The sequence below is a fragment of the Rossellomorea marisflavi genome, from assembly GCF_001274775.1.
GTDB lineage: Bacteria > Bacillota > Bacilli > Bacillales > Bacillaceae_B > Rossellomorea > Rossellomorea marisflavi.
Window position 1 is genome coordinate 432,636 of record NZ_LGUE01000005.1, and the last position, 19,691, is coordinate 452,326.

Annotated in this window: 24 protein-coding genes; 11 read left to right on the plus strand and 13 right to left on the minus strand. The window is 48.9% G+C overall.

Translation table 11 applies throughout. The features are described 5' to 3' along the window. Position 1: 1 nt before the first annotated feature. The 3 genes from AF331_RS17375 to AF331_RS17385 all read right to left on the minus strand — a co-directional run bounded on the left by AF331_RS17375 (position 2) and on the right by AF331_RS17385 (position 2,506). Complete coding sequence (locus tag AF331_RS17375; RefSeq protein ID WP_235576425.1) at positions 2–646, minus strand: DUF6944 family repetitive protein; 645 nt, start codon at positions 644–646, stop codon at positions 2–4. 112 nt (positions 647–758) lie between these two features. After that, positions 759–1,400: an SDR family oxidoreductase gene (locus tag AF331_RS17380; RefSeq protein ID WP_053429314.1), complete on the minus strand. Its 642-nt coding sequence runs from the start codon at positions 1,398–1,400 to the stop codon at positions 759–761. 107 nt (positions 1,401–1,507) lie between these two features. Beyond that, the gene (locus tag AF331_RS17385; RefSeq protein WP_053429315.1) at positions 1,508–2,506 is read right to left on the minus strand and encodes an NAD(P)/FAD-dependent oxidoreductase; all 999 of its coding nucleotides are present in this window, start codon (positions 2,504–2,506) and stop codon (positions 1,508–1,510) included. Positions 2,507–2,949: 443 nt separating this feature from the next. Here AF331_RS17385 and AF331_RS17390 point away from each other — a divergent pair, with 443 nt between their 5' ends. From AF331_RS17390 to AF331_RS17400, 4 genes are all read left to right on the plus strand, one after another. Then, positions 2,950–4,167 carry an NAD(P)/FAD-dependent oxidoreductase gene (locus tag AF331_RS17390; RefSeq protein ID WP_053429316.1) on the plus strand — a complete coding sequence of 406 codons (1,218 nt, stop codon included), beginning with the start codon at positions 2,950–2,952 and terminating at the stop codon, positions 4,165–4,167. 316 nt (positions 4,168–4,483) lie between these two features. Further along, positions 4,484–4,606 (plus strand): YuiA family protein, encoded by a 123-nt coding sequence (locus AF331_RS22560; RefSeq protein ID WP_159129969.1) that lies wholly within the window; start codon positions 4,484–4,486, stop codon positions 4,604–4,606. Between the two features lie 152 nt (positions 4,607–4,758). After that, positions 4,759–5,076 (plus strand): YuiB family protein, encoded by a 318-nt coding sequence (locus AF331_RS17395; RefSeq protein WP_235563709.1) that lies wholly within the window; start codon positions 4,759–4,761, stop codon positions 5,074–5,076. A 137-nt stretch (positions 5,077–5,213) separates the two neighbouring features. Further along, positions 5,214–5,903, plus strand: coding sequence for a 3D domain-containing protein (locus AF331_RS17400; protein ID WP_053429318.1), 690 nt, complete (start codon positions 5,214–5,216; stop codon positions 5,901–5,903). Positions 5,904–5,969: 66 nt separating this feature from the next. Here the strand turns inward: AF331_RS17400 and AF331_RS17405 are convergent, their stop codons facing one another. Both AF331_RS17405 and AF331_RS17410 read right to left on the minus strand, forming a co-directional pair. Continuing rightward, on the minus strand, positions 5,970–6,758 hold the full coding sequence (locus tag AF331_RS17405) for a cobalamin-binding protein (protein WP_053429319.1): 789 nt from the start codon (positions 6,756–6,758) through the stop codon (positions 5,970–5,972). 12 nt (positions 6,759–6,770) lie between these two features. After that, positions 6,771–7,250: a divergent PAP2 family protein gene (locus AF331_RS17410; RefSeq protein WP_053429320.1), complete on the minus strand. Its 480-nt coding sequence runs from the start codon at positions 7,248–7,250 to the stop codon at positions 6,771–6,773. 156 nt (positions 7,251–7,406) lie between these two features. Between AF331_RS17410 and AF331_RS17415 the strand changes: the two genes are divergently transcribed. Both AF331_RS17415 and AF331_RS17420 read left to right on the plus strand, forming a co-directional pair. Continuing rightward, positions 7,407–8,909: a leucyl aminopeptidase gene (locus AF331_RS17415; RefSeq protein WP_053429321.1), complete on the plus strand. Its 1,503-nt coding sequence runs from the start codon at positions 7,407–7,409 to the stop codon at positions 8,907–8,909. A 224-nt stretch (positions 8,910–9,133) separates the two neighbouring features. Beyond that, positions 9,134–10,450, plus strand: coding sequence for a Na+/H+ antiporter family protein (locus tag AF331_RS17420; RefSeq protein WP_053429322.1), 1,317 nt, complete (start codon positions 9,134–9,136; stop codon positions 10,448–10,450). A 113-nt stretch (positions 10,451–10,563) separates the two neighbouring features. Here the strand turns inward: AF331_RS17420 and AF331_RS17425 are convergent, their stop codons facing one another. Then, on the minus strand, positions 10,564–10,932 hold the full coding sequence (locus AF331_RS17425) for a hypothetical protein (protein WP_053429323.1): 369 nt from the start codon (positions 10,930–10,932) through the stop codon (positions 10,564–10,566). Positions 10,933–11,100: 168 nt separating this feature from the next. Here AF331_RS17425 and AF331_RS17430 point away from each other — a divergent pair, with 168 nt between their 5' ends. The 3 genes from AF331_RS17430 (at position 11,101) to AF331_RS17440 (ending at position 12,644) form a co-directional block, all read left to right on the plus strand. Continuing rightward, positions 11,101–11,490: a hotdog fold thioesterase gene (locus tag AF331_RS17430; RefSeq protein ID WP_053429324.1), complete on the plus strand. Its 390-nt coding sequence runs from the start codon at positions 11,101–11,103 to the stop codon at positions 11,488–11,490. Between the two features lie 55 nt (positions 11,491–11,545). After that, a complete protein-coding gene (locus AF331_RS17435) occupies positions 11,546–11,914 on the plus strand; it encodes a DUF2188 domain-containing protein (RefSeq protein WP_053429325.1) in 369 nt (122 codons plus the stop codon). Positions 11,915–12,017: 103 nt separating this feature from the next. After that, complete coding sequence (locus tag AF331_RS17440; RefSeq protein ID WP_053429326.1) at positions 12,018–12,644, plus strand: nitroreductase family protein; 627 nt, start codon at positions 12,018–12,020, stop codon at positions 12,642–12,644. 38 nt (positions 12,645–12,682) lie between these two features. Here the strand turns inward: AF331_RS17440 and mnhG are convergent, their stop codons facing one another. From mnhG to AF331_RS17475, 7 genes are read right to left on the minus strand one after another with little or no spacing between them, the layout of a single operon-like run. Further along, positions 12,683–13,042, minus strand: coding sequence for a monovalent cation/H(+) antiporter subunit G (gene mnhG / locus AF331_RS17445; RefSeq protein WP_053429327.1), 360 nt, complete (start codon positions 13,040–13,042; stop codon positions 12,683–12,685). Then, positions 13,026–13,262, minus strand: a complete 237-nt coding sequence (locus tag AF331_RS17450) for a Na(+)/H(+) antiporter subunit F1 (protein WP_412177728.1) — start codon at positions 13,260–13,262, stop codon at positions 13,026–13,028. Before AF331_RS17450 ends, mnhG begins: the two co-directional genes overlap by 17 nt. A gap of 47 nt (positions 13,263–13,309) precedes the next feature. Then, entirely contained in the window at positions 13,310–13,786 is a 477-nt protein-coding gene (locus tag AF331_RS17455) for a Na+/H+ antiporter subunit E (protein ID WP_053429329.1), read from the minus strand. Positions 13,787–13,793: 7 nt separating this feature from the next. Then, positions 13,794–15,275 (minus strand): Na+/H+ antiporter subunit D, encoded by a 1,482-nt coding sequence (locus AF331_RS17460; protein ID WP_053429330.1) that lies wholly within the window; start codon positions 15,273–15,275, stop codon positions 13,794–13,796. After that, positions 15,268–15,609: a Na(+)/H(+) antiporter subunit C gene (locus AF331_RS17465; protein WP_053429331.1), complete on the minus strand. Its 342-nt coding sequence runs from the start codon at positions 15,607–15,609 to the stop codon at positions 15,268–15,270. The genes AF331_RS17460 and AF331_RS17465 overlap by 8 nt, the downstream gene beginning before the upstream one ends. After that, positions 15,609–16,031: a Na(+)/H(+) antiporter subunit B gene (locus tag AF331_RS17470; protein WP_053429332.1), complete on the minus strand. Its 423-nt coding sequence runs from the start codon at positions 16,029–16,031 to the stop codon at positions 15,609–15,611. The genes AF331_RS17465 and AF331_RS17470 overlap by 1 nt, the downstream gene beginning before the upstream one ends. Then, the gene (locus AF331_RS17475) at positions 16,028–18,433 is read right to left on the minus strand and encodes a Na+/H+ antiporter subunit A (RefSeq protein ID WP_053429333.1); all 2,406 of its coding nucleotides are present in this window, start codon (positions 18,431–18,433) and stop codon (positions 16,028–16,030) included. Before AF331_RS17475 ends, AF331_RS17470 begins: the two co-directional genes overlap by 4 nt. Positions 18,434–18,715: 282 nt before the next feature. On the opposite strand from AF331_RS17475, the gene AF331_RS17480 reads away from it, so the two are divergent. Beyond that, complete coding sequence (locus AF331_RS17480) at positions 18,716–18,964, plus strand: hypothetical protein (protein ID WP_053429334.1); 249 nt, start codon at positions 18,716–18,718, stop codon at positions 18,962–18,964. Between the two features lie 122 nt (positions 18,965–19,086). Continuing rightward, complete coding sequence (locus AF331_RS17485) at positions 19,087–19,662, plus strand: DUF5366 family protein (protein WP_235576426.1); 576 nt, start codon at positions 19,087–19,089, stop codon at positions 19,660–19,662. Positions 19,663–19,691: the final 29 nt, after the last annotated feature.

The window sequence follows — 19,691 nt, forward strand, 5'->3', positions numbered from 1 at the left end:
TTTATGTGGGATCTTCCGGATCGTCTTCCTTTACGAGATACCCGAACCGGCTGCATTCGGGGATGCCGATCGTACTGATCAGGGAAATGACGGCGCCGGTCGCCTGGATCCAGCTGCCGACCACGTCAAAGGTTCGGAAGCTTCCGTCATCATCGTCCCCGTCATCAGGGTACTGAAGCTTCTTTTGAATCCTGCTCTTCTTTAGGTTTTCGATGCCGTTGATGGCCTGTAGGGAGTTTCCGGTCACTTGGAGTATATTTCCGATGATTGAGAGGCCGTCGTTTAGATCGGGGTCGGGTTCACTGAATTCCGGTCCGAGGGCGGCGGTTCCTCCCAGTGCCTGGAACCAGTTCCCGGTGATCACCAGCTTTTGCTTCGTTTCATCGTCAAAGTTGATGATCAGTCCGGCGACGACCGTCGAGTTTCCGAGGGATTGGATTTCATTTCCGATCCGGCCGAGGGAAAAAGGTTCCTGGGTATCGGCCTCGATTCCGTTTCCCACTCCCTGCATGACGTTCCCGATGACGCTCAAATCCAGTCGGAACGGTTTGGAGAGGACGCGGAAGGGGGTGGCTCCCACTGCGGCGATGACGGTACCGACCGCGGTGACGGAAGCCCCGAAGATGGCTTTGGATTCGTTGCTCATGTCATCAACCCAATCAGTGGATATAGTGCTATATCGTATTCAATCCATTCAGGATGGGTACCTACCCAGCCATGCATGAAAAAGCCGCCTTCATTATGAAGACGGCCGTTGGTCATATGGTCTTGAGTGCTTGCTCAACCGGTACGTCCCCACCGAGGATTTCAAATACTTTGTGATACGTTTCCTCTGTGGTGATCGATTCGACGAGGACCTTTGCCACGTCTTCACGGGGGATATCATTGCTTTTGTCCGCAATGGATTCGGACGCGGTGATCTTGCCTGTTCCCGGATCAAAGCTCAAGGCACCTGGTCGGACGATGGTATAGTTAAGCCCGCTCTCTTTGAGATGTTCGTCGGCGATCCCCTTGGCTTCCAGATAGTATTGCAGGCCTTCGGGTCCGTTTGAGGGGTTGTCTGCCCCCATGGAACTGAGCATCACGAAGCGTTCGATGCCTTTCTCTTTCGCGAAGTCGATGGCTTTTATGGCGCCTTCCCGATCAACGGCACGGGTCTTATCATCCCCTGTGCTTCCGCCGCTTCCTGCTGCGAAGATGACGGCGTTCACGTTATCGAGGGCATAGGAGAAGTCCCCTTCAAGATCTGCGACAATCGGCCTTGCACCGAGACTCTCCAATTCTTCTGCCTGCTCAGTCTTACGTATCATCGCTTTAACGAAATGCTGATCACTGTGAGCGAGTTCTTTTACGATAAGACGACCCGTATGACCGTTGGCTCCGATTACTAATACATTCATTGACTTAATCTCCCTTTCTAAATGGATTCATACTTATTTTTTACCCGAAGGCGCCCGGGTTAAACAAAAAAAGGGCAGCAGGGGGATTCCCTGCTGCCCTTAGGATGTCAGTCATTGAACATGGACGTACTATGAAGAGGCTGTACACGTGCCTTTGGATCCATGAAGGCCTTCGCATTGTTGACGGCTGTAGGCGCTTCGCCGAATCCGCTTGCGATGAGTTTGACTTTGCCATCATACGTGCTGATGTCACCTGCTGCATAGATTCCCGGTATATTTGTCTCCATGCGGGAGTTCACCACGATGGAATTTTTCTCGATATCCAGACCCCAGTCCTTGATCGGGCCAAGGGATGAGACGAAACCGAAGTTCACGATCAATTCGTCGAAATCGATCACTTCTTTTTCTTCGCTCTTCACCTTATCGAGAACAAGCTGGTTGATCCGTTCTCCATCTGCCACCAGATCGGATGGAACGAATGGGGTCTTGAGTTCGACGCTCGATTGTTCCAGAAGCTCGACACTGTGCTCGTGAGCACGGAATTTGTCCCTGCGGTGGATGAGCTGTACCTTGCTTGCCACCGGTTCGAGCATGAGAGCCCAGTCCACAGCTGAATCACCGCCGCCGCAGATGGCGACGTTTTTACCACGGAAAAATTCAAGGTTATCCACAAAGTAATGAAGGTTTTTCCCTTCGTATTCCAGTGCCCCTTCAAGTTCCAGGCGGCGAGGTTGGAACGCTCCGTTCCCGGCTGTGATGATGATGGTCCTGGAGTAGTGGATTTCTTTGTCTGTCGTCAGTTTGAAGCAGCCGTCGCCCTGTTTCTCGACTTGTTCTACCGCTTGTTCGAGGCAGACTGTCGTTTCGAACTTCGACATCTGTTCTTTCAGGTTGTTGACCAGCTCCTGTGCCTTTACCTTCGGGAATCCGGCAACATCATATATGTACTTTTCAGGATAAAGGGTGGCGAGCTGTCCGCCGAGCTGGGGCAGGCTTTCGATGACTTTGACGGATGCCTTCCTCATTCCCCCGTAGAAGGCCGTGAACAATCCTGTAGGACCTCCGCCGATGACCGTGATATCGTATACTTTTTGATCTTCCTTCACTTGCGATCCCTCCGAAATTTCATTTATTATAACGTATTCTATCATACGCAATTCCATTCTTCCTATGATTTGAAATGGGGCAGGCGATAATTCAGACTTATGAATGAGAAAACTGTCGTTTTTCCAATATTCTTAAGTTTATTATTTAGCCTTAATATCTTGAAAAACCGCAGTAAAAAGCATATTATGTTATATGGACGTATTGTTAAGGATTTATGACAATTTTCGCGGTCTTATGTCCTAGTTCGTGAAAGATGTCACATACTTTCTTGTTCCTTTGTCTTTATATTATTCATTACCGTTTTAATAAAGGTGTTGTGCCGTTTGATTCCCATCGATCCAGGGAAAAGAAGATGGATGAGACTTACGGGATAAAAACCTATCATGTGGAGGATTCTAATACTATCCTACACAAATCTAAATAAAAGGTGGATGTGATTCAGTTGAGAAAGCCAAGAGTTGTCGTTTTAGGTGCAGGTTACGCTGGATTGATGACGGTTACCCGTCTTCAAAAACAATTGGGTACGAATGACGCAGAAATTATCCTAGTGAATAAAAATGATTATCACTATGAAACAACATGGTTGCATGAAGCATCAGCTGGTACACTGCATCATGATCGTGTACGCTACGATATCAAAGGTGTAGTCAATACTAGCAAGGTCAACTTCCTTCAAGCATCTGTTGAAGATATTAAAGTAGCTGAGAAGAAAGTCGTAACGGACCAGGGTGATGTCGAGTATGATTACCTTGTGATCGGACTTGGTGCAGAAGCTGAAACATTCGGTATCCAAGGTCTTCACGAGCATGCGTTCACGATCTCCAATGTGAATGGTGCACGTCAGATCCGTGACCATATCGATCTTCAATTCGCTACGTACAAAGCAGAAGGCGAAATCAACGATGAGCGTTTGACGATCGTCGTCGGTGGTGCAGGTTTCACAGGGATCGAGTTCCTAGGTGAGCTTGGTAACCGTGTCCCTGAGCTATGCAAAGAGTACGATATCGATCAGAAGAAAGTACGCATCGTCTGTGTGGAAGCTGCTCCGATGATCCTTCCTGGATTCGATCCGGAACTAGTGAAATACGCTCGTGCGGCACTTGAGAAGAAAGGCGTGGAATTCTCGATCGGAACTCCGCTTAAAGAAGCAAGAGAAGGCAGTGTCCTCATTGCGAAAAGCGAAGATGAAATCGAGGAACTGAAAGCCGGTACCATCGTATGGGCAGCCGGCGTGCGCGGAAGCACGCTCATCGAGAAATCAGGCATCGAAAACATGCGTGCCCGTGTCAAAGTCAACCTTGATCTTCGTGCACCTGGACATGACGATATCTTCGTCCTCGGTGACTGTTCACTCATGATCAACGAAGAAACAGAACGCCCTTATCCTCCAACTGCACAGATCGCCATGCAGCAAGGGGAAACTTGTGCGCGCAACATCGCAGCACTTGTTCACGGTAAAGATCAGTTGGAAAACTTCAAGCCGGACATCAAAGGTACCGTCTGCTCACTTGGTGAAGACGATGCAATCGGTGTTGTTTACGGTAAGAAATTGACTGGTGTGAAAGCTTCATTCATGAAAAAAGTGATCGATAACCGTTCACTCTTCATGGTAGGCGGACCATCACTCGTATTCAAAAAAGGGAAATTCAAATTTTTCTAAGCCGATTGGCTGAAAAAAGTGGAGCGCTGATGCTCCGCTTTTTTTTGTGTAGAAACGTTTATACATAAGTTCTAGGAACTCAATCTACTGGAAGAAAAGAATAAATGGACGATTTGGAAAGGCATGAAATAGAACGCTCCCAGCAAGGAAAGGTTTTTGTGAAAGAAGCTTACAAACTTTTTGAAATATTGAGATATTTAAAGTAAACATAAAATGTATTCGCTTTCTTCGGTGTACATCCCCTCATAGGAACCTTTTCATGGATCGGAAAAGATGATATATTATCAGAAAATTAAGAAATCAAAGGAGAGATTCGATGAGAGCTGGTACAACGAAGACCAAATCATGTGAATATTGTTCGGGAAAAGGATATTTCCAGCTGGTATTGGGCGGATCTGAAACCTGTCCTTGCTGCAGTGGAAGCGGCAAGCAAAAATAGTCCACCAGTTGTGGTGATTTTGTGAATAATGTCGAAATTTTCCTTCGACTTATTGACGCTTCCATCAACATTCAGTACACTTAACAATAGTGTTTGGCTCCTACGACAGGTGTAATTTGCCGATGGAGCCAGTGTTAGATGGGGGTGGGGAAATGCCAATACACGTCATCTTGATTTCAATGCTTCTGTTTCTTGTCCTGTTTTTCGGAATCGGTTTTCTGCTTAATATGCTGCTCCGAATGACATGGATCATGACCATCATCTATCCGATCATCGTCATTTTCATCGTGGATGAAGTGCGTTTCATCGACTATTTCAGAAACGCCGGGGAAGCCTTCCCTGAACTAGGGAGAAGGATCAGTCATTTGGCTTCAGCCGATCTGTTGATTCTTGGAAGCGGTTTAATAGGGGCGGTCCTTTCAGGAGTCGTCATGAGGATATTGAGATCAAAGGGATATCGAATGTTTTAAAACAGTCCGTTCGTCCGGGTGAATTCCGGAGAGCGGGCTTTTTTACTTCCAATTTTTGAGATAATTCGATTATTTTATCAATTTATGAATACATGCCCTCCAGGATGGGAAGGAATAAGGGTGGGAGGAGTGTATACATGATTAAGAATTGGAGCAAACGACTTTTGATGGTCCTTTTGTTCATTTTTGCCCTTGAGACGACATTCCAATCGGTATCAGGTGTCAAGGCTGCAACCCTTAAAGCGTGGTGGGAGACCCAGATGGAGAACGCCGGGCGCGGGGAACATGAGATCAATCAATTAGGGATGACAGCAAAAATCCTTAAGAAAGTGAGCAGTACCAAAACCCAGATTTCATCGAGTAAACCTGTGAAAGACAAGCCGGTCACCCTGAACGGGCTGGATTGGAATCAATATAAGAAGCATACCGTCGTCGCCACGGGCTACACGGCGGGGGTGGAGTCAACCGGGAAGAATCCTGGCCATCCTGGCTATGGGATTACATACTCCGGCGTCAAAGTGAAACGTGACCTTTATTCGACCATTGCAGCAGACACGACGGTCTTTCCGATCGGAACGGTCCTCTATATCCCTGACTATGGATTCGGCGTGGTCGCCGATACTGGGAGTGCCATCAAAGGAAACAAGCTCGACTTGTACTATGACACGGTCGATGAGGTATATGCGGAATGGGGGAAGAAAACCCTAGATGTATATATCATCGAAGAGGGTTCAGGTAAGCTGACAGAAGAACAGTTGACCAAGCTGAATGAAAATAAAACCATGCAGGTATTCAGGGATCAGATCCTTTCACCTGAGAAAGAATGAATAAAGGCAAAACCGGCAGGGGCTCCTGCCGGTTTTGTTTTGTGCTAGAATGATGGATTTCTCAGCTTACATATGGGCGTATTCGTCAGGATGCAGGATTTTTGCAAGCTTGACGGCACCTTTTAACAGGAGTGGGGATGGCCGGCAATAGAGGGCTTCCTCGAGTACGAGGATGCGCTCATCCTGAACGGCCTTCAAGGAGGACCAGCCCGGTCTCTTTTTGATCAGGTCGGGTTTTACTTTATCCTGCCGCACACCTACCCAGGCGAGGCATATATAATCAGGATCCCTTGCCAGGACATCTTCCCAGTCTGTCTGGACGCTCGCCAGTTCGACGTCACGGAAGAGGTTTACGGCCCCGCACATGTCACTCAGCTCCGTCAGCCAGTTCGTCCTGCCGGGTGTGAAGACGGGCTTCGGCCACCATTCCCAGTACAAAGAAGGGCGATTGGTGATGCCTTGGCCGATGGCCTTCAGTTCTTCGACTTTTTGGAGGAAGTGCCCTCGCTTAGTCAAAGCGTCAGAGTCTTTCATACCGCAGGCGCGACCGATGGCAAGGAGATCATCGCCTATATCGTTGAAACTTTGAGGGTTCAAGGTGAGATGGGGAATGCCCCGTTTCTCCAGCTCCTCGATATTCTTCTCCATTCCCGGTACGCTCAGCGATGCAAGGACAAGATCGGGTTGAAGGCTTTCGACCCGATCCATATCGATGGATAGGTCGGGGCCGAGCCTGGGCAGGGATAAGACGGCTTCCGGATGATCGGAGTAGTCGTCAACCCCCACGAGGTAAGGGGTGAGTCCAAGCTCATCAATCAGCTCCGTATTATTGGGGCATATGGATATGAGGCGCATTGATCATTCCTCCTATTGAAACATGAAAAAGTGGATGAGCAGTGTAAGGACGATTCCCGTGATCCCCCCGAAGAAGACTTCGATCGGCTTATGACCGAGCAGCTCCTTCAGCTCTTTCCGTTTTTCCTGATCGGGTTTGTTCTGCCAGCCTTTGGCATCGGTCATGAACTTCTGGAAGTCGCCCATGAGTCGATTGAGCACGATGGCTTGTTCACCGGCCTGCCTTCTGACCCCTGTCGCATCGAACATGGTGATGATGGCAAACATGGCAGCTACGGCAAAGACCGGTGAAGATACTCCACTTTCGATTGCCACCCCGGTTGAAAGGGCGGTGACAGCGGCAGAGTGGGAGCTCGGCATCCCTCCGGTCGACGTGATGAGCGACCAATTGAGTTCCCGCGTGGCGATGAATTGGATGGGAACCTTGACGAACTGGGCGAACAAGATGGAAATCAATGAAGCCCAAAGGGGGAAATTATGAAAGATCTCCATGGTAAAACATCCCATCCTTTCTAATGTTTTGAATACTCTGAGTTGCCTCCATTATAACATACCCTTATCCACCCAACCTTAACTTACAAACGCTTTTGCTTAGATAGTCGAAATGTTCACTCACTCGGGCTATAATGGGGGAGGAGGTGTTGGATAATGAATTATGCAGTCAATAGTAAACGTTTAACAGAAACAACAGGTGGTGGCCTCATCGTCGGGGTCTATAATCAACCTGAATTTTCAGGAGAACTGAAAGAGCTTGATCAAGCCATGGGGGGGCATCTCACCCAGCTTGCCAAAGAGGGAGATATCTCTTCAGCTGCCAAAGAAATCACCGTTGTACATACGCTGGGACAGCTTTCCGTGAAACGGATTGTGTTTGTCGGACTTGGAAAGGCCAAGGAAGCGGTTTTCAATGATATGAAAGAAGCGTTCGGTGCGGCAGCCAAGCAGATCAAACAGATGAAGCTCACTTCATTTGCAGTCGCGATCGATACGTTTGAAACAGATGAAGTACCGGCAGAGGATGTAGCCCACGCATGGGCAGAAGCCTTTACGATGGCGACTTATGCCTTCCACGGGTATAAACAATCTTCAAACGAACGAGGCTATGAAGCGGCTGATGTCGAATTCATCACACGTTCGGATGATAAGGAAGTCCAAACGGCTCTGCAGGTGGGTACGGCATTCGGAAACGGTGTCAACTCGGCAAGGACCCTAGTGAATACACCGGGAAATCTGCTGACATCCACAAAGCTCGCCGAGTATGCGCTCGAGCTTGCAAAGAGATATGATTTCGAGGCAGAGATCCTGGATAAGGAAGAAATGGAGCATCTGGGCATGGGTGCTTTATTGGCAGTCAACCAGGGTTCAGTGGAGCCTCCGAAGATGATCGTCCTGAAATATGCAGGGAGAGAGAAATGGGAAGACGTCATCGGACTTGTAGGAAAAGGGATTACCTTTGATACAGGCGGATATTCCCTTAAACCGAAGGATGGCATCGTCGGCATGAAGACGGATATGGGTGGTGCCGCAGCCGTCCTAGGCGCCATGGAAATCATCGGGGAGACGAGGCCGGAACAGAATGTCATTGCCGTCATCCCATCAACCGATAATATGGTGAGCGGAGCAGCATTCAAGCCGGACGACGTCATCACATCCATGAGCGGAAAGACGATCGAAGTATTGAATACCGATGCAGAGGGACGCCTTGCACTTGCTGACGGTATGACCTATGCAAAGCATCACGGCGCAAATTATCTTGTGGATGTCGCGACGCTCACAGGAGGAGTCATCGTTGCATTGGGTGAAGATAAGACAGGGGCCCTTACCAATAACGAAGCATTCTTTGAGCAAGTGCTGCTTGCTTCAGCTGAATCGGGCGAGTTCATCTGGCAGCTGCCTTACACAGAAGGGGATAAGAAGCGCGTGAGAAGCAGCAAGATCGCGGATCTGAACAACTCTCCAGGCCGCGCCGGGCATGCGATCATGGGAGGCGGATTCGTAGGGGAATTTGCTGAAGGCACTCCATGGGTGCATCTTGATATCGCCGGTACGGCTACGACCAACAAAGCATATGACCTCGGGCCTTCCGGTGCCACGGGCGTGATGGTCCGTACCCTTGCCCTTATGGTGGAATCCTTTGAACCTGCGAAATAATACAAGAAAAGGCCGACAATCGTCGGTCTTTTTTGTATGGGTTGATATAAGCGCGCGTACGGCTCTCAACAGCAGGTTCGTATGCCAAGAAAGAGGGAAGAATAATGAGAGGAATAACCGTTGACAAACAGCCTTTATGTTGATAAAGTAGAAAACGTGTTTTATCACTCTACCAATTTAGCAGACTAAAGCAATTTGAAGATAGATTCAAGGAGGACATTATTATGAACGCAGTCGTCATTGCCGTACTCATCATGCTCATACTTAGCTTACTGCGTGTGAATGTAGTTTTTGCCCTTATTGCAGGGGCGCTTGCAGGCGGGTTAGTTGGAGGCCTGGGGTTGAATGAAACGGTCACCATCTTCTCCGATGGAATTAGCGGAGGAGCCAATATCGCCCTGAGCTATGCCCTTTTGGGGGGATTTGCTGTAGCGATTTCCTATACAGGCATCCCGAATTTACTGGTTGATTTCGTCTTGAAGATGGTCGGCCGGAACGGGGACTCAAAGAAGAAGAAGCTATCGAAGGCGCTGATCGTGTTTGCCATCCTGATCATGGCTTGTTTCTCTCAGAACGTCATCCCTATTCACATCGCCTTCATCCCGATTTTGATTCCACCGCTCCTGAAGGTGATGACGGAGCTCGAAATCGACCGCCGTCTGATCGCCACAGTCATCACGTTCGGACTGACGGCGCCTTATATCCTGTTGCCGGTCGGTTTCGGACTTCAGTTCCACGAGGTCATTGCACAGAATATGGACAGGAGCGGAATGGCCATCTCCATGGGAGATATTCCGAAAGCCATGCTCTTTCCAGTAGGCGGGATGGTTCTAGGACTTCTGATTGCCGTATTTTTCTCTTATCGTAAACCACGCCAGTATGATGAGTCCAAGGAAGTAGTGGTGGAAGAGGAGGTCGAGTACAGTAAGCGGGCGATGATCCTTGCCGGAATCTCCATCATTGCCGCACTTGCGGTCCAGCTCCTGCTCGGATCCATGATTTTCGGAGCACTTGCTGGTATCGCCGTCCTGTATGTGTCGGGTGCGGTCAACTGGAAGGAAGCAGATGGACTCCTTAACGATGGAATGAAGATGATGGCCTTTATTGGATTCGTCATGATTGCAGCCTCCGGGTTTGCAGCCGTACTGACGGAAACCGGTGATGTAGAATCCCTGGTGAAGGGAACAGCCGATGCCATCGGTGGGAATAAAGCCCTTGCTGCCCTTCTGATGCTCCTAGTCGGGCTGGTTGTCACAATGGGGATCGGATCATCGTTCGCCACCATCCCAATCATTGCAGCGATTTTTGTTCCTCTCTGCATGGAGCTAGGATTCAGTGAGTTTGCTACCATTATCATAGTTGGGACGGCCGGGGCCCTCGGTGATGCCGGTTCACCTGCCTCGGATAGCACACTGGGGCCGACTGCCGGTTTGAATGCAGACGGACAGCACAACCACATTTGGGATACATGTGTCCCTACATTCCTGCACTATAACATCCCTCTTGTGGCCTTCGGTTGGATTGCGGCCATGATCTTTTAAAAAAGAATCTCTTCGGAGGTTCTTTTTTTGTAGAAATCGAGAAAGCACCCTCCTCTGGATCAACTGTATGGAAAAAGCCGAAGGAAGCAGGATCTCCGGCTTCCTTCGGCTTTTCAAAACTCATTCCACTTGACGGATACAATCAAATGACAGCAATCCACCTGACCCAATTTTTCATCAAATACGAATCTCACACCATCAGGATTGAAGGATACGACCGGCTGTACGCGCGTCGGGATTGTCTGAAGTAATTTATGTACTTCAGGCAGATTGGATTGTTGAGCGGCGGTCATCAGCTTAGAGGCAAATTCCCTTGAGCTGTTGATGCGCCCGAGAACCAATTTGGCATCGTCCATCAAGCTAAGGGTCTTCCCTGCCGAAGCCATTAGTATATCGGGGGCGGTTGCAGGGAGCACCCGCTGCTGGTTCATATACGATTGAGGCGACGGTCTGTTCCCATGGAAAGGATGGAAACGGTACATCGAGAAACACTCCTTTCTCTGACATCATCTACGTAAACGTATGAAAGAGGCACTGCATTTATTCATTCATCTTCCTGCCACCTTGTGATAGGCTGAATCTGGACCTAGTGAGCAGATAAAGGATTTTGACTCGCGAGGTCGAAGAGTATGGGGAAGGGGTGAAGGAATATGAAACTTGATCACACATTGATCAGTGCACTGGGAATTGAATTCAAAACGGTAGAAAAAGGCAGGATCGTGGCGACGATGCCCGTCAATGAGCAGACGAGGCAGCCTTTTGGATTCCTCCACGGAGGAGCATCCGTCGCCCTGGCAGAAACCGTCGCAAGCGTCGGGGCTGTGGAACTGATCGATCTCGATAAAGAGATATGCTTCGGTCTCGAGATCAATGCCAATCACATCAAGGCGAAAAAAGACGGTGAGGTGACAGCGACGGCGTCCGTCCTGCACCAGGGACGAACCACCATGGTATGGGACATCAAGATCACGGACGAGGCAGACGATCTCATCTGTGTGTCACGCTGTACAATGGCCGTGGTACCAAAAAAGAACGTTTAACCGTGACTGGTGGGGGAAAAGGATAAACAATCCCACTTACTACGGAGGTATGAACATGAGCTGGTCAAAACAAGATTACCCTGAATCACTGAAGAATCTGCCGTCTGATGTCCGGAATAAAGCCATCGAGATTGGAAATGCCCTGCTTGATGAAGGGTATGAAGAGGGCAGGGCGATTGCCATAGCCACGGATCGGGCCCACAAGTCCGAGGAGGGTACGCAAACCGATAAGGCAGAATATCACGTCACTGTCCATGATGATGGCTGGCAGCTGAAAAAAGCCGAAGGAGAGCGCGCCATCATGGTGGAAGAGACGAAGGAAAAGCTGTTGGAGCGGGCAAAGCGATATGCAACGGATCATTCCGGCACACTTGTGGTGTATAAAGAGGATGGATCGGTTGAAAATCATCTTTATCAGAAATAAGGAGAGCTCCCGGAGACGGGGGTTTTCTTATGGTTAGATTTGACAATATTCTGCCTATTCTGTATAGTTATCTTGAATTCAAGATAACTGAAGGAGTGGAAGCATGGCCGGTTTTACAGAACTGATGAAAGAGCGCCGCTCGGCATCGAATTTTCTTCCTGATCATCCGATTCAAACAAACGAATTGAACGATATTTTTGAGTTGGTGAAGCTTTCTCCATCCGCGTTCAACCTTCAACATACGCGGTATATCGTCGTAACAGACGAGAACGTGAAGGAGGAGCTGCAGGGTGCAGCCATGGGGCAGCATAAAGTACGTTCTGCTTCAGCGGTCGTCCTGCTCCTGGGGGATAAAAAAGCGTACAAGTCAGCAGAAGAAATTTACCGGGGATTGAAGATGCTGAAAATCGTGAATGAAGAGGAATTCTCCGGTATGGTCGAGAATACCACGGCCTTCTATGAAGGGAAGGGAATTGGGTTCCAGCGTGATGAAGCCATCCGTAATGCGTCCCTTTCCTCCATGGTCTTCATGCTTGCTGCCAAGGAAAAGGGCTGGGATACTTGTCCCATGATTGGCTTCGATCCGGAAAAGATCAAGGAAATCTTGAAGATAGAGGATCAGTACGAAGTCGTCATGATGATCTCAATGGGGAAGGAAAAGAGAGAGAGTCGAAAACCCCGGGGCTACCGGAAGCCCGTCAGTGAGTTTGTTACATATATCGGGAAATGAAAAAGCGAAAGCCGTCAAACGATGGCTTTCGCTTTTTTTTATGGATGTTGCCGGTCATATTTCTCCTTCTCCTTCAAGTCATCACGTATACTTTTATCCCAGAGTTTTGCCCCTGAATGATAGGCCGCACGAGCGATGAGGTGACCACCGACCGGCGCTGTGACAAAGATGAACACGATGGCCAGTAAGACCTTGGAGTTGAAGATGCCGTGTACGATATAAAAATAAAGGAATGTTCCTAGCAAGATGCACATGATTCCGAGCGTGGCACTTTTGGATGCCGCATGATTCCGTGTATAGATGTCCGGAAGCCTCAGCACTCCGAAGGATGCCACAAGGCTAAGGAATCCACCTGCAAGAAGAAAGAATCCGATGACATAGTTAACGATTTCGGTCACGTTCGATGATCGCTCCTTTCTCAAGGAATTTGGAGAATGACACTGTCCCGATGAAGGCAAGGATTCCGAGCAATAGAATAACTTCTAAGAAGGCATCGGAATCGATCAGCATGGAGACCAGTGCGACGATGGCGATCAGATTTACCCCTAGGGCGTCCAATGCCACTACCCTGTCGGGGATGGTTGGCCCCTTGATGACCCGGTAAATGAGTCCCAGCATGGAAAGGGACACACAGATCAGAGTGATACGGATGATGATCTCAAGCATCAGCGGCTCACCTCCATGATAGCTTTTTCGAAAGAGTTACGGATGTCATCGATGACCGCGTCTTTATCGGGAAGATCGATGGCATGCACATAGAGGATCTTCTTATCCATGGAAACATCCATCACCAGCGTCCCCGGAGTCAATGTGATCAGGTTGGCCAACAGGGTGACTTCCCAATCCTTTTTCAGCTTGGTCTCGTAAGCAAAGATCCCCGGCTGGAAATCGAGTTTAGGCTTAAGGATCGTTTTCAATACATCTATATTCGCTTTGATCAGTTCCTTCAGGAACAACAAAAGCAGGCTGATGGCAGCAAATACCCTCCAAAGGTAGAAGCGGTCCGGGAAGAACCGCCTCATGGCCAGGATGATCAATAAGCCGAGGAGATAACCGACAATGAATGAAGGAGCGGTAAAGGAGACGGATAGGAACATCCAGACAAATGCCAGGATGAAGTTCAATAAGATTTGAAAAGCCATGGTTACATCACTCCTTTAACACTGCGTCAATATAGATTTGCGGATCCACAAGTACTTCTGCCGCCTGTGAAAATAGCGGGCGGAGTGCATCTGCTCCCAACCCGTAAAACACGGAAAGGAGGACAAGTACGGCGGATGTTGCCCACAGATAGCGTGCGTGACTTTTGGAAATGCCTGTGTATTCTTTCGGTACGCCCCAGATACCGGTCAGGAAGATCTTGATCACAGAATAAAGGACGATCAGGCTCGAGGCGAGGATGACAAACGCCCCTACATAGAATTCAGAAGAGAAACTGCCCTTCAGGATCAACAATTTCCCTATGAAGCCACTGAGGGGAGGAATTCCCGCTAGTGAAAACGCTGCTACGAGGAAGGTCCATCCGAGCCACGGATACTCCTTGATCAGTCCGCCCATTTTCCGGACATCCGTCGTACCGGTAATGGAAATCATGACGCCGATCAAAAGGAAGAGAGCGGCTTTGATGAGCATATCGTGAATGAGATAGTAGATGGAACCTTCCATCGCTTCACCGTTCATGGTGGAAATCCCGAAAAGGATGACCCCGACGGCGATGACGATATTATAAATGATGATCTTCTTCACATCCCAGAACCCGATGGCACCCACGCATCCGACAACGATGGTCAGGATTGCCAGTATGCCGAGCATTTCATGGGTGAACCCTGGATCGTGATAGAAGAACAACGTATAGGTCCTGATGATCGAATAGACGCCGACCTTGGTCAGCAATGCCCCGAATAAAGCCAGGATCGGTGTAGGAGGTGCGTAGTAGGAGCCCGGAAGCCAGAAGTAAAGCGGGAATATGGCGCCTTTCAGACCGAACACGATCAAAAACAGGATGGCGATGGCCGTCAGGATGCCCGGTTGTTCCACGCTCGCGATCTTCTGTGAGATATCCGCCATGTTCAGGGTGCCGACGACTGAATACAGATAGGCAACCGTAATGACGAACAGGGCTGATGAAATGACATTCACCAGTATGTATTTGATCCCTTCCCGTAGCTGGACCTTTGTCCCGCCCAGGACGATGAGAACATAAGAGCTCATGAGCATCACTTCAAAGAAGACGAACAGATTGAAGATGTCCCCTGTCGTGAAGGCGCCGTTCACCCCGACTAAAAGGAATTGGACAACAGGATAATAATAGAATCGTTCCCTGTCCCGTCCGATCGATTTAAAGGAGTAGAGGATTACCAGCAGGGTGATGATGCTCGTAGTAAGTACAAGAAGGGCAGAGAGCATATCGGATACAAGCGTGATTCCGAATGGTGCCGTCCAGCTCCCCAGGTTCAAGGTCTGGATCCCTTCTTTTGAAACCGTGATGACGAGGATGACGGATGCGATGACGGTCCCGATCGTGGAAACCGCTGCGATTGTCCGCTGCGTCTTCACCTGTTTGCTGAAGAACATGAGAATCGTTGCCGTGATAAGTGGTATGAGTATCGGTAGAATCAATAAATTAATCATTTCCTTCGTTTCCTCTCAACTGATCCATATTATCGGTTCCAAGCTCCTGATAGGCCCTGTAGGCAAGGACCAGGAAAAAGGCCGTCACACCGAAGCTGATGACAATCGCTGTCAGGATCAGTGCCTGCGGTAACGGATCGACGTAGGATTCGGCATGCTGTCCGAGGAGCGGGGGTGCCCCTTTTTTCAGGCTGCTCACCGTCAAGATGAGAAGGTGGGCGCCATGGCTCAAAACAGCGGTGCCGATGATGATCCTAAGTAAACTTTTTGAAAGCATGAGATACACTGCACAGGTGAACAGGATCCCAATGACAATGGCCATTAATAATTCCATTAATCGCTCACCCCTATCGTTTGGATGATGGTCATCGTGACGCCGACGACGACAAGATACACCCCGGTATCAAACAGGACGGCCGTATGAAGGGACGTCTTGCCGATGATCGGCAGGGTGAAATAGTCAAACGCGTGCGTCAGGAACGGTACATTGAATAATAGTGCCCCTGCCGCAGTCCCGATGGCGAACAGAAGGCCGATTGCCGTTACGATCTTATAATCGATTGGCAGGATATTCGCAACTGTCTTCAGATCGAATGCCAGGAGCAGAAGGACGAGGGCTCCTGCTGTCATGAGTCCCCCGATGAAGCCTCCTCCTGGAGTATAGTGACCGGAGAAGAAGAGGCGAAGGGAGAACAGGATGATAATGAACACAGTCACTTTCGTTACGGTTTGGAGAATCACATCATTCGTCTTCATCCTTCATCCCTCCTTGTCAGCCTCAGTTTGATCATGGCGAAGATTCCGAGGGACGCAATGGCAAGAACGCAAATTTCGAATAATGTATCGAATCCACGGAAGTCGACGAGGATGACATTGACCATATTCTTACCAGCTGCTTCCTCGTAAACGTTTTTGATGTAATACTCTGAGATCGAATCAAATAGCTTTGTGCTGTATGCCGAGATGGCAAACAGTGTCACGGTCACACCGACGCCGAGGGCAATCAATGCATTCCCGAGCTTGAAGCGCATGCGTTCTTCATGCCTGCTCAATTTTGGCAGATGATAGAAGCAAAGCAGGAATAGGGCAACCGACACGGTTTCGATGACAAGCTGTGTCAGGGCAAGATCTGGAGCCCTGAACACCACGAAGAATAAGGATACCGTATAGCCGGTTGCTCCCAACAGGATGATGGATGTCAGGCGTGATTTTGCGAACAGGATCATGACGGTACTGACCACAAGAAGGAGTGCGACGGCCACTTCATAGATCCCGATCGGGGCCATTTTGTCCATCTCCAGGGAGAAGGCATCGTTATACCAGAGGCTGAAGAGGGAGATCCCGACAAAGAACGTAAAGATATAAACAAGGTAGGTGCGGATGAACCCTGTCATATGTCCGTTCATGAAACTGTATGCCCCACGTTCGCTCCCACGTAATCCTCCGTCATATAAGGAATTAAGGGAAAGCCTTTGCGGTAGTACCCGATAGATCTTCTCCCATTTTGAAAGGGTGAGATACAAGATCACACCAAAGGCAATGACGCCGATTGTCATGAATAGCTCCGGACTGAAGCCGTGCCAGAAGGAGATTTCCGTCTTCACGGTCTGTCCGTCGGCAATCAGACTCGGTACGATGGCTTCCACTGCTGGAGCAAGGATCCGATCCGATAAGATGTTCGGGAAGAAACCGAAAATGACTACCAGGGAAGCAAGGATGATCGGAGAGATCAGCATCCCGATCGGTGCTTCATGTGGTTTCTTTTCAAGCTTCTCAGGCTGATACTTCCCTGTGAACGTCTTGAAGACGAGGATCATGCTGTAGACGAAGGTGAAGATGCTTCCCACCCAAGCCAGCACCGGGAAGAGCGCCCCGAACGTTTCAAAGTTGAAGATATCAAGGCTAAGGACATTGATCATTCCAGTAAAGAACATTTCCTTACTGAGGAAGCCGTTGAATGGAGGCAGCCCCGCCATGGAGAATGCTCCGATGATGGCAATGGTGAAGGTGATGGGCATGAAGCTCATCAGTCCGCCGAGCTTACGGATATCCCTTGTCCCGGTTTCGTGATCGACGATTCCTGCGACCATGAACAGGCTTCCCTTAAATGTCGCGTGATTGATCAGATGGAACACGGCCGCTAGGGTTGCAGCCATATAAATGTTTTCATCGAGTTGATTGTAATGAAGCGCTGCTCCTCCAATGCCCAATAAGGACATGATCATTCCGAGTTGACTGATCGTGGAGAAGGCGAGGATCCCTTTCAGATCCTTTTGACGGACGGCATTGAATGAACCCCAGAACACGGTGAATAATCCGATCCCGCCAACAAGCCAGATCCAAACACCCGAAGTGGCAAAGATCGGACTCATCCTGGCAACGAGGTAGATCCCTGCTTTGACCATCGTGGCTGAGTGAAGGTAGGCACTGACTGGAGTCGGTGCTTCCATGGCATCAGGCAGCCAGATATGGAATGGGAACTGGGCCGATTTCGTGAATGCCCCCAGCAGGATCAGGATCAGAGCCCCCATGAATAGCGGGTCCGTTACCAATTGATCGCTCATCCCCACAAGCTCCCTGATGCTGAATGTACCGCCCATGAGATAGAGGAGTATGATTCCCCCGAGCATGGAAAGGCCTCCGAATACGGTGATGAGCATCGATTTTAGTGCCCCGTATCTCGAGCGTTCCTTCTGATACCAATATCCGATCAGCAAGAAGGATGAAATGGATGTGAACTCCCAGAACATATAGAGGGTGATCAGGTTATCCGATAGCACGACCCCGAGCATGGCCCCCATGAACATGAGTAAATAGACATAGAAGTTATGTAGCTGTTCTTTTGCTTTATCCAGGTAGTAGATCGAGTACAGGACGACAAGCGCCCCGATTCCTGTGATGAGCATGGCAAACAGGAGGCCTAGACCGTCCACATATGCGGTGAATTGAATACCGAAGGAAGGCATCCAATTGACGGTTTCCGTTACCGTATCTCCATTCTTCGTCAATGAGATGAAGCGGAAGAAATAGACGAACAGGACTACGGGCAGGATCAGGACGAACCAGCCGGTGTGAATCTTGCGGAACGCCTTATACAGGAACGGAATGAGTATAGCGAATAAAAAAGGCGATAGGATTGCCCAATGTAGCAGTGTCACAAAAAACCCCCCTTGAATACATCAGATTATGTAGGTAATTGCTGAATTAAGATAGTCACTAGAGCATTCTGCGACCGAACAGTGCACCTAATAGGCATTATAACGTAAAAAAAAGCACCTTGCATTAGTCGGACGCCCAGCCTATAAGGGTTTCCCCCTTTGTTATTAAATATGTAGAGAAACGGAAAATCACGTCGAAAAAAAAAGCACATTCCGTGCTGTGGTTCATGTTTTAGAATAGTTTAACACTATTGTGAGCATCCTATTCAAGAGGTGATATTCATGAAGCAAAAGCTGCTGATTGCATGTGCCATCTTCACAGGATTGCTCATGTTGGCCATCGTGGTGGATTCGAGGGATCAAATCGATCTGGAATCGGTCGAAAGCGGGGAAGGAACGAATTATCTTCCAATCGGGTACGACCGGGAAGGTACAGACCCTTTGGTACCTGTTGAATTCAAACCGCGTCAATACATCAAGGTGATCGACAGGGACCGACACATGATCAAGTCGGGATCGGCTGTTGAATGAGGGAAGTCAGCTCTTGAAATGGAGGGACTTTCGACCTGTACACTTGGTACCTTTACCCTTTTCAATCTGCTCATAAACGATTATGATGAGAATGCACAGATTGATCACGGGAGAGGTACTTTTTGAAGAATACATACTTAACGAGCTATCTGCCTATTTTGTCCATCCTTTTGTTCAGCCTGACGTTTTCGGTATACGGGGTGGGCGTTTTCGAGACGCTGTCCAAAAAGATCGGCGTTTATGCGGGAATGAGTGAATTCCTTTCCGAGATGCAGCTGAAGCTGGCCATCCTTGTCCTGCTTATGATGGTCTTCTTTATGATTCTATCTGCCCTTAAGCTCATCGCTGAGACGATCAACGGCATTTCCATGCTGTTCTTCTCGGTTGATTCAGAGGGTGAACTGTATAATAAAGTTCGTCCGGGTTCGATGATTTATTTTCTCGGGGGCCTCGTTTCTGTCCTCAGCTTGCAATCATTCAAGGGATTGATCGCCATCTTTGTTTTGACCTCGGCGGTTTACTTCTTTTATTTTGTGAATAAAATCAGCTCTTCCCTTACCAAAGTCGGCTTGCTTGGTGTCGTCACCATGCAGCTTTTTTCATGGGCCGCCCTCATCCTGACCATTTTCTTCGTTCTCATTAAACTTTACAACGGCCTGATGGCGAGCCTTCCAATCATATCGGAGGTCAAGCTGTGAGCTAGAATGAAAAAACGGATATCCACCAC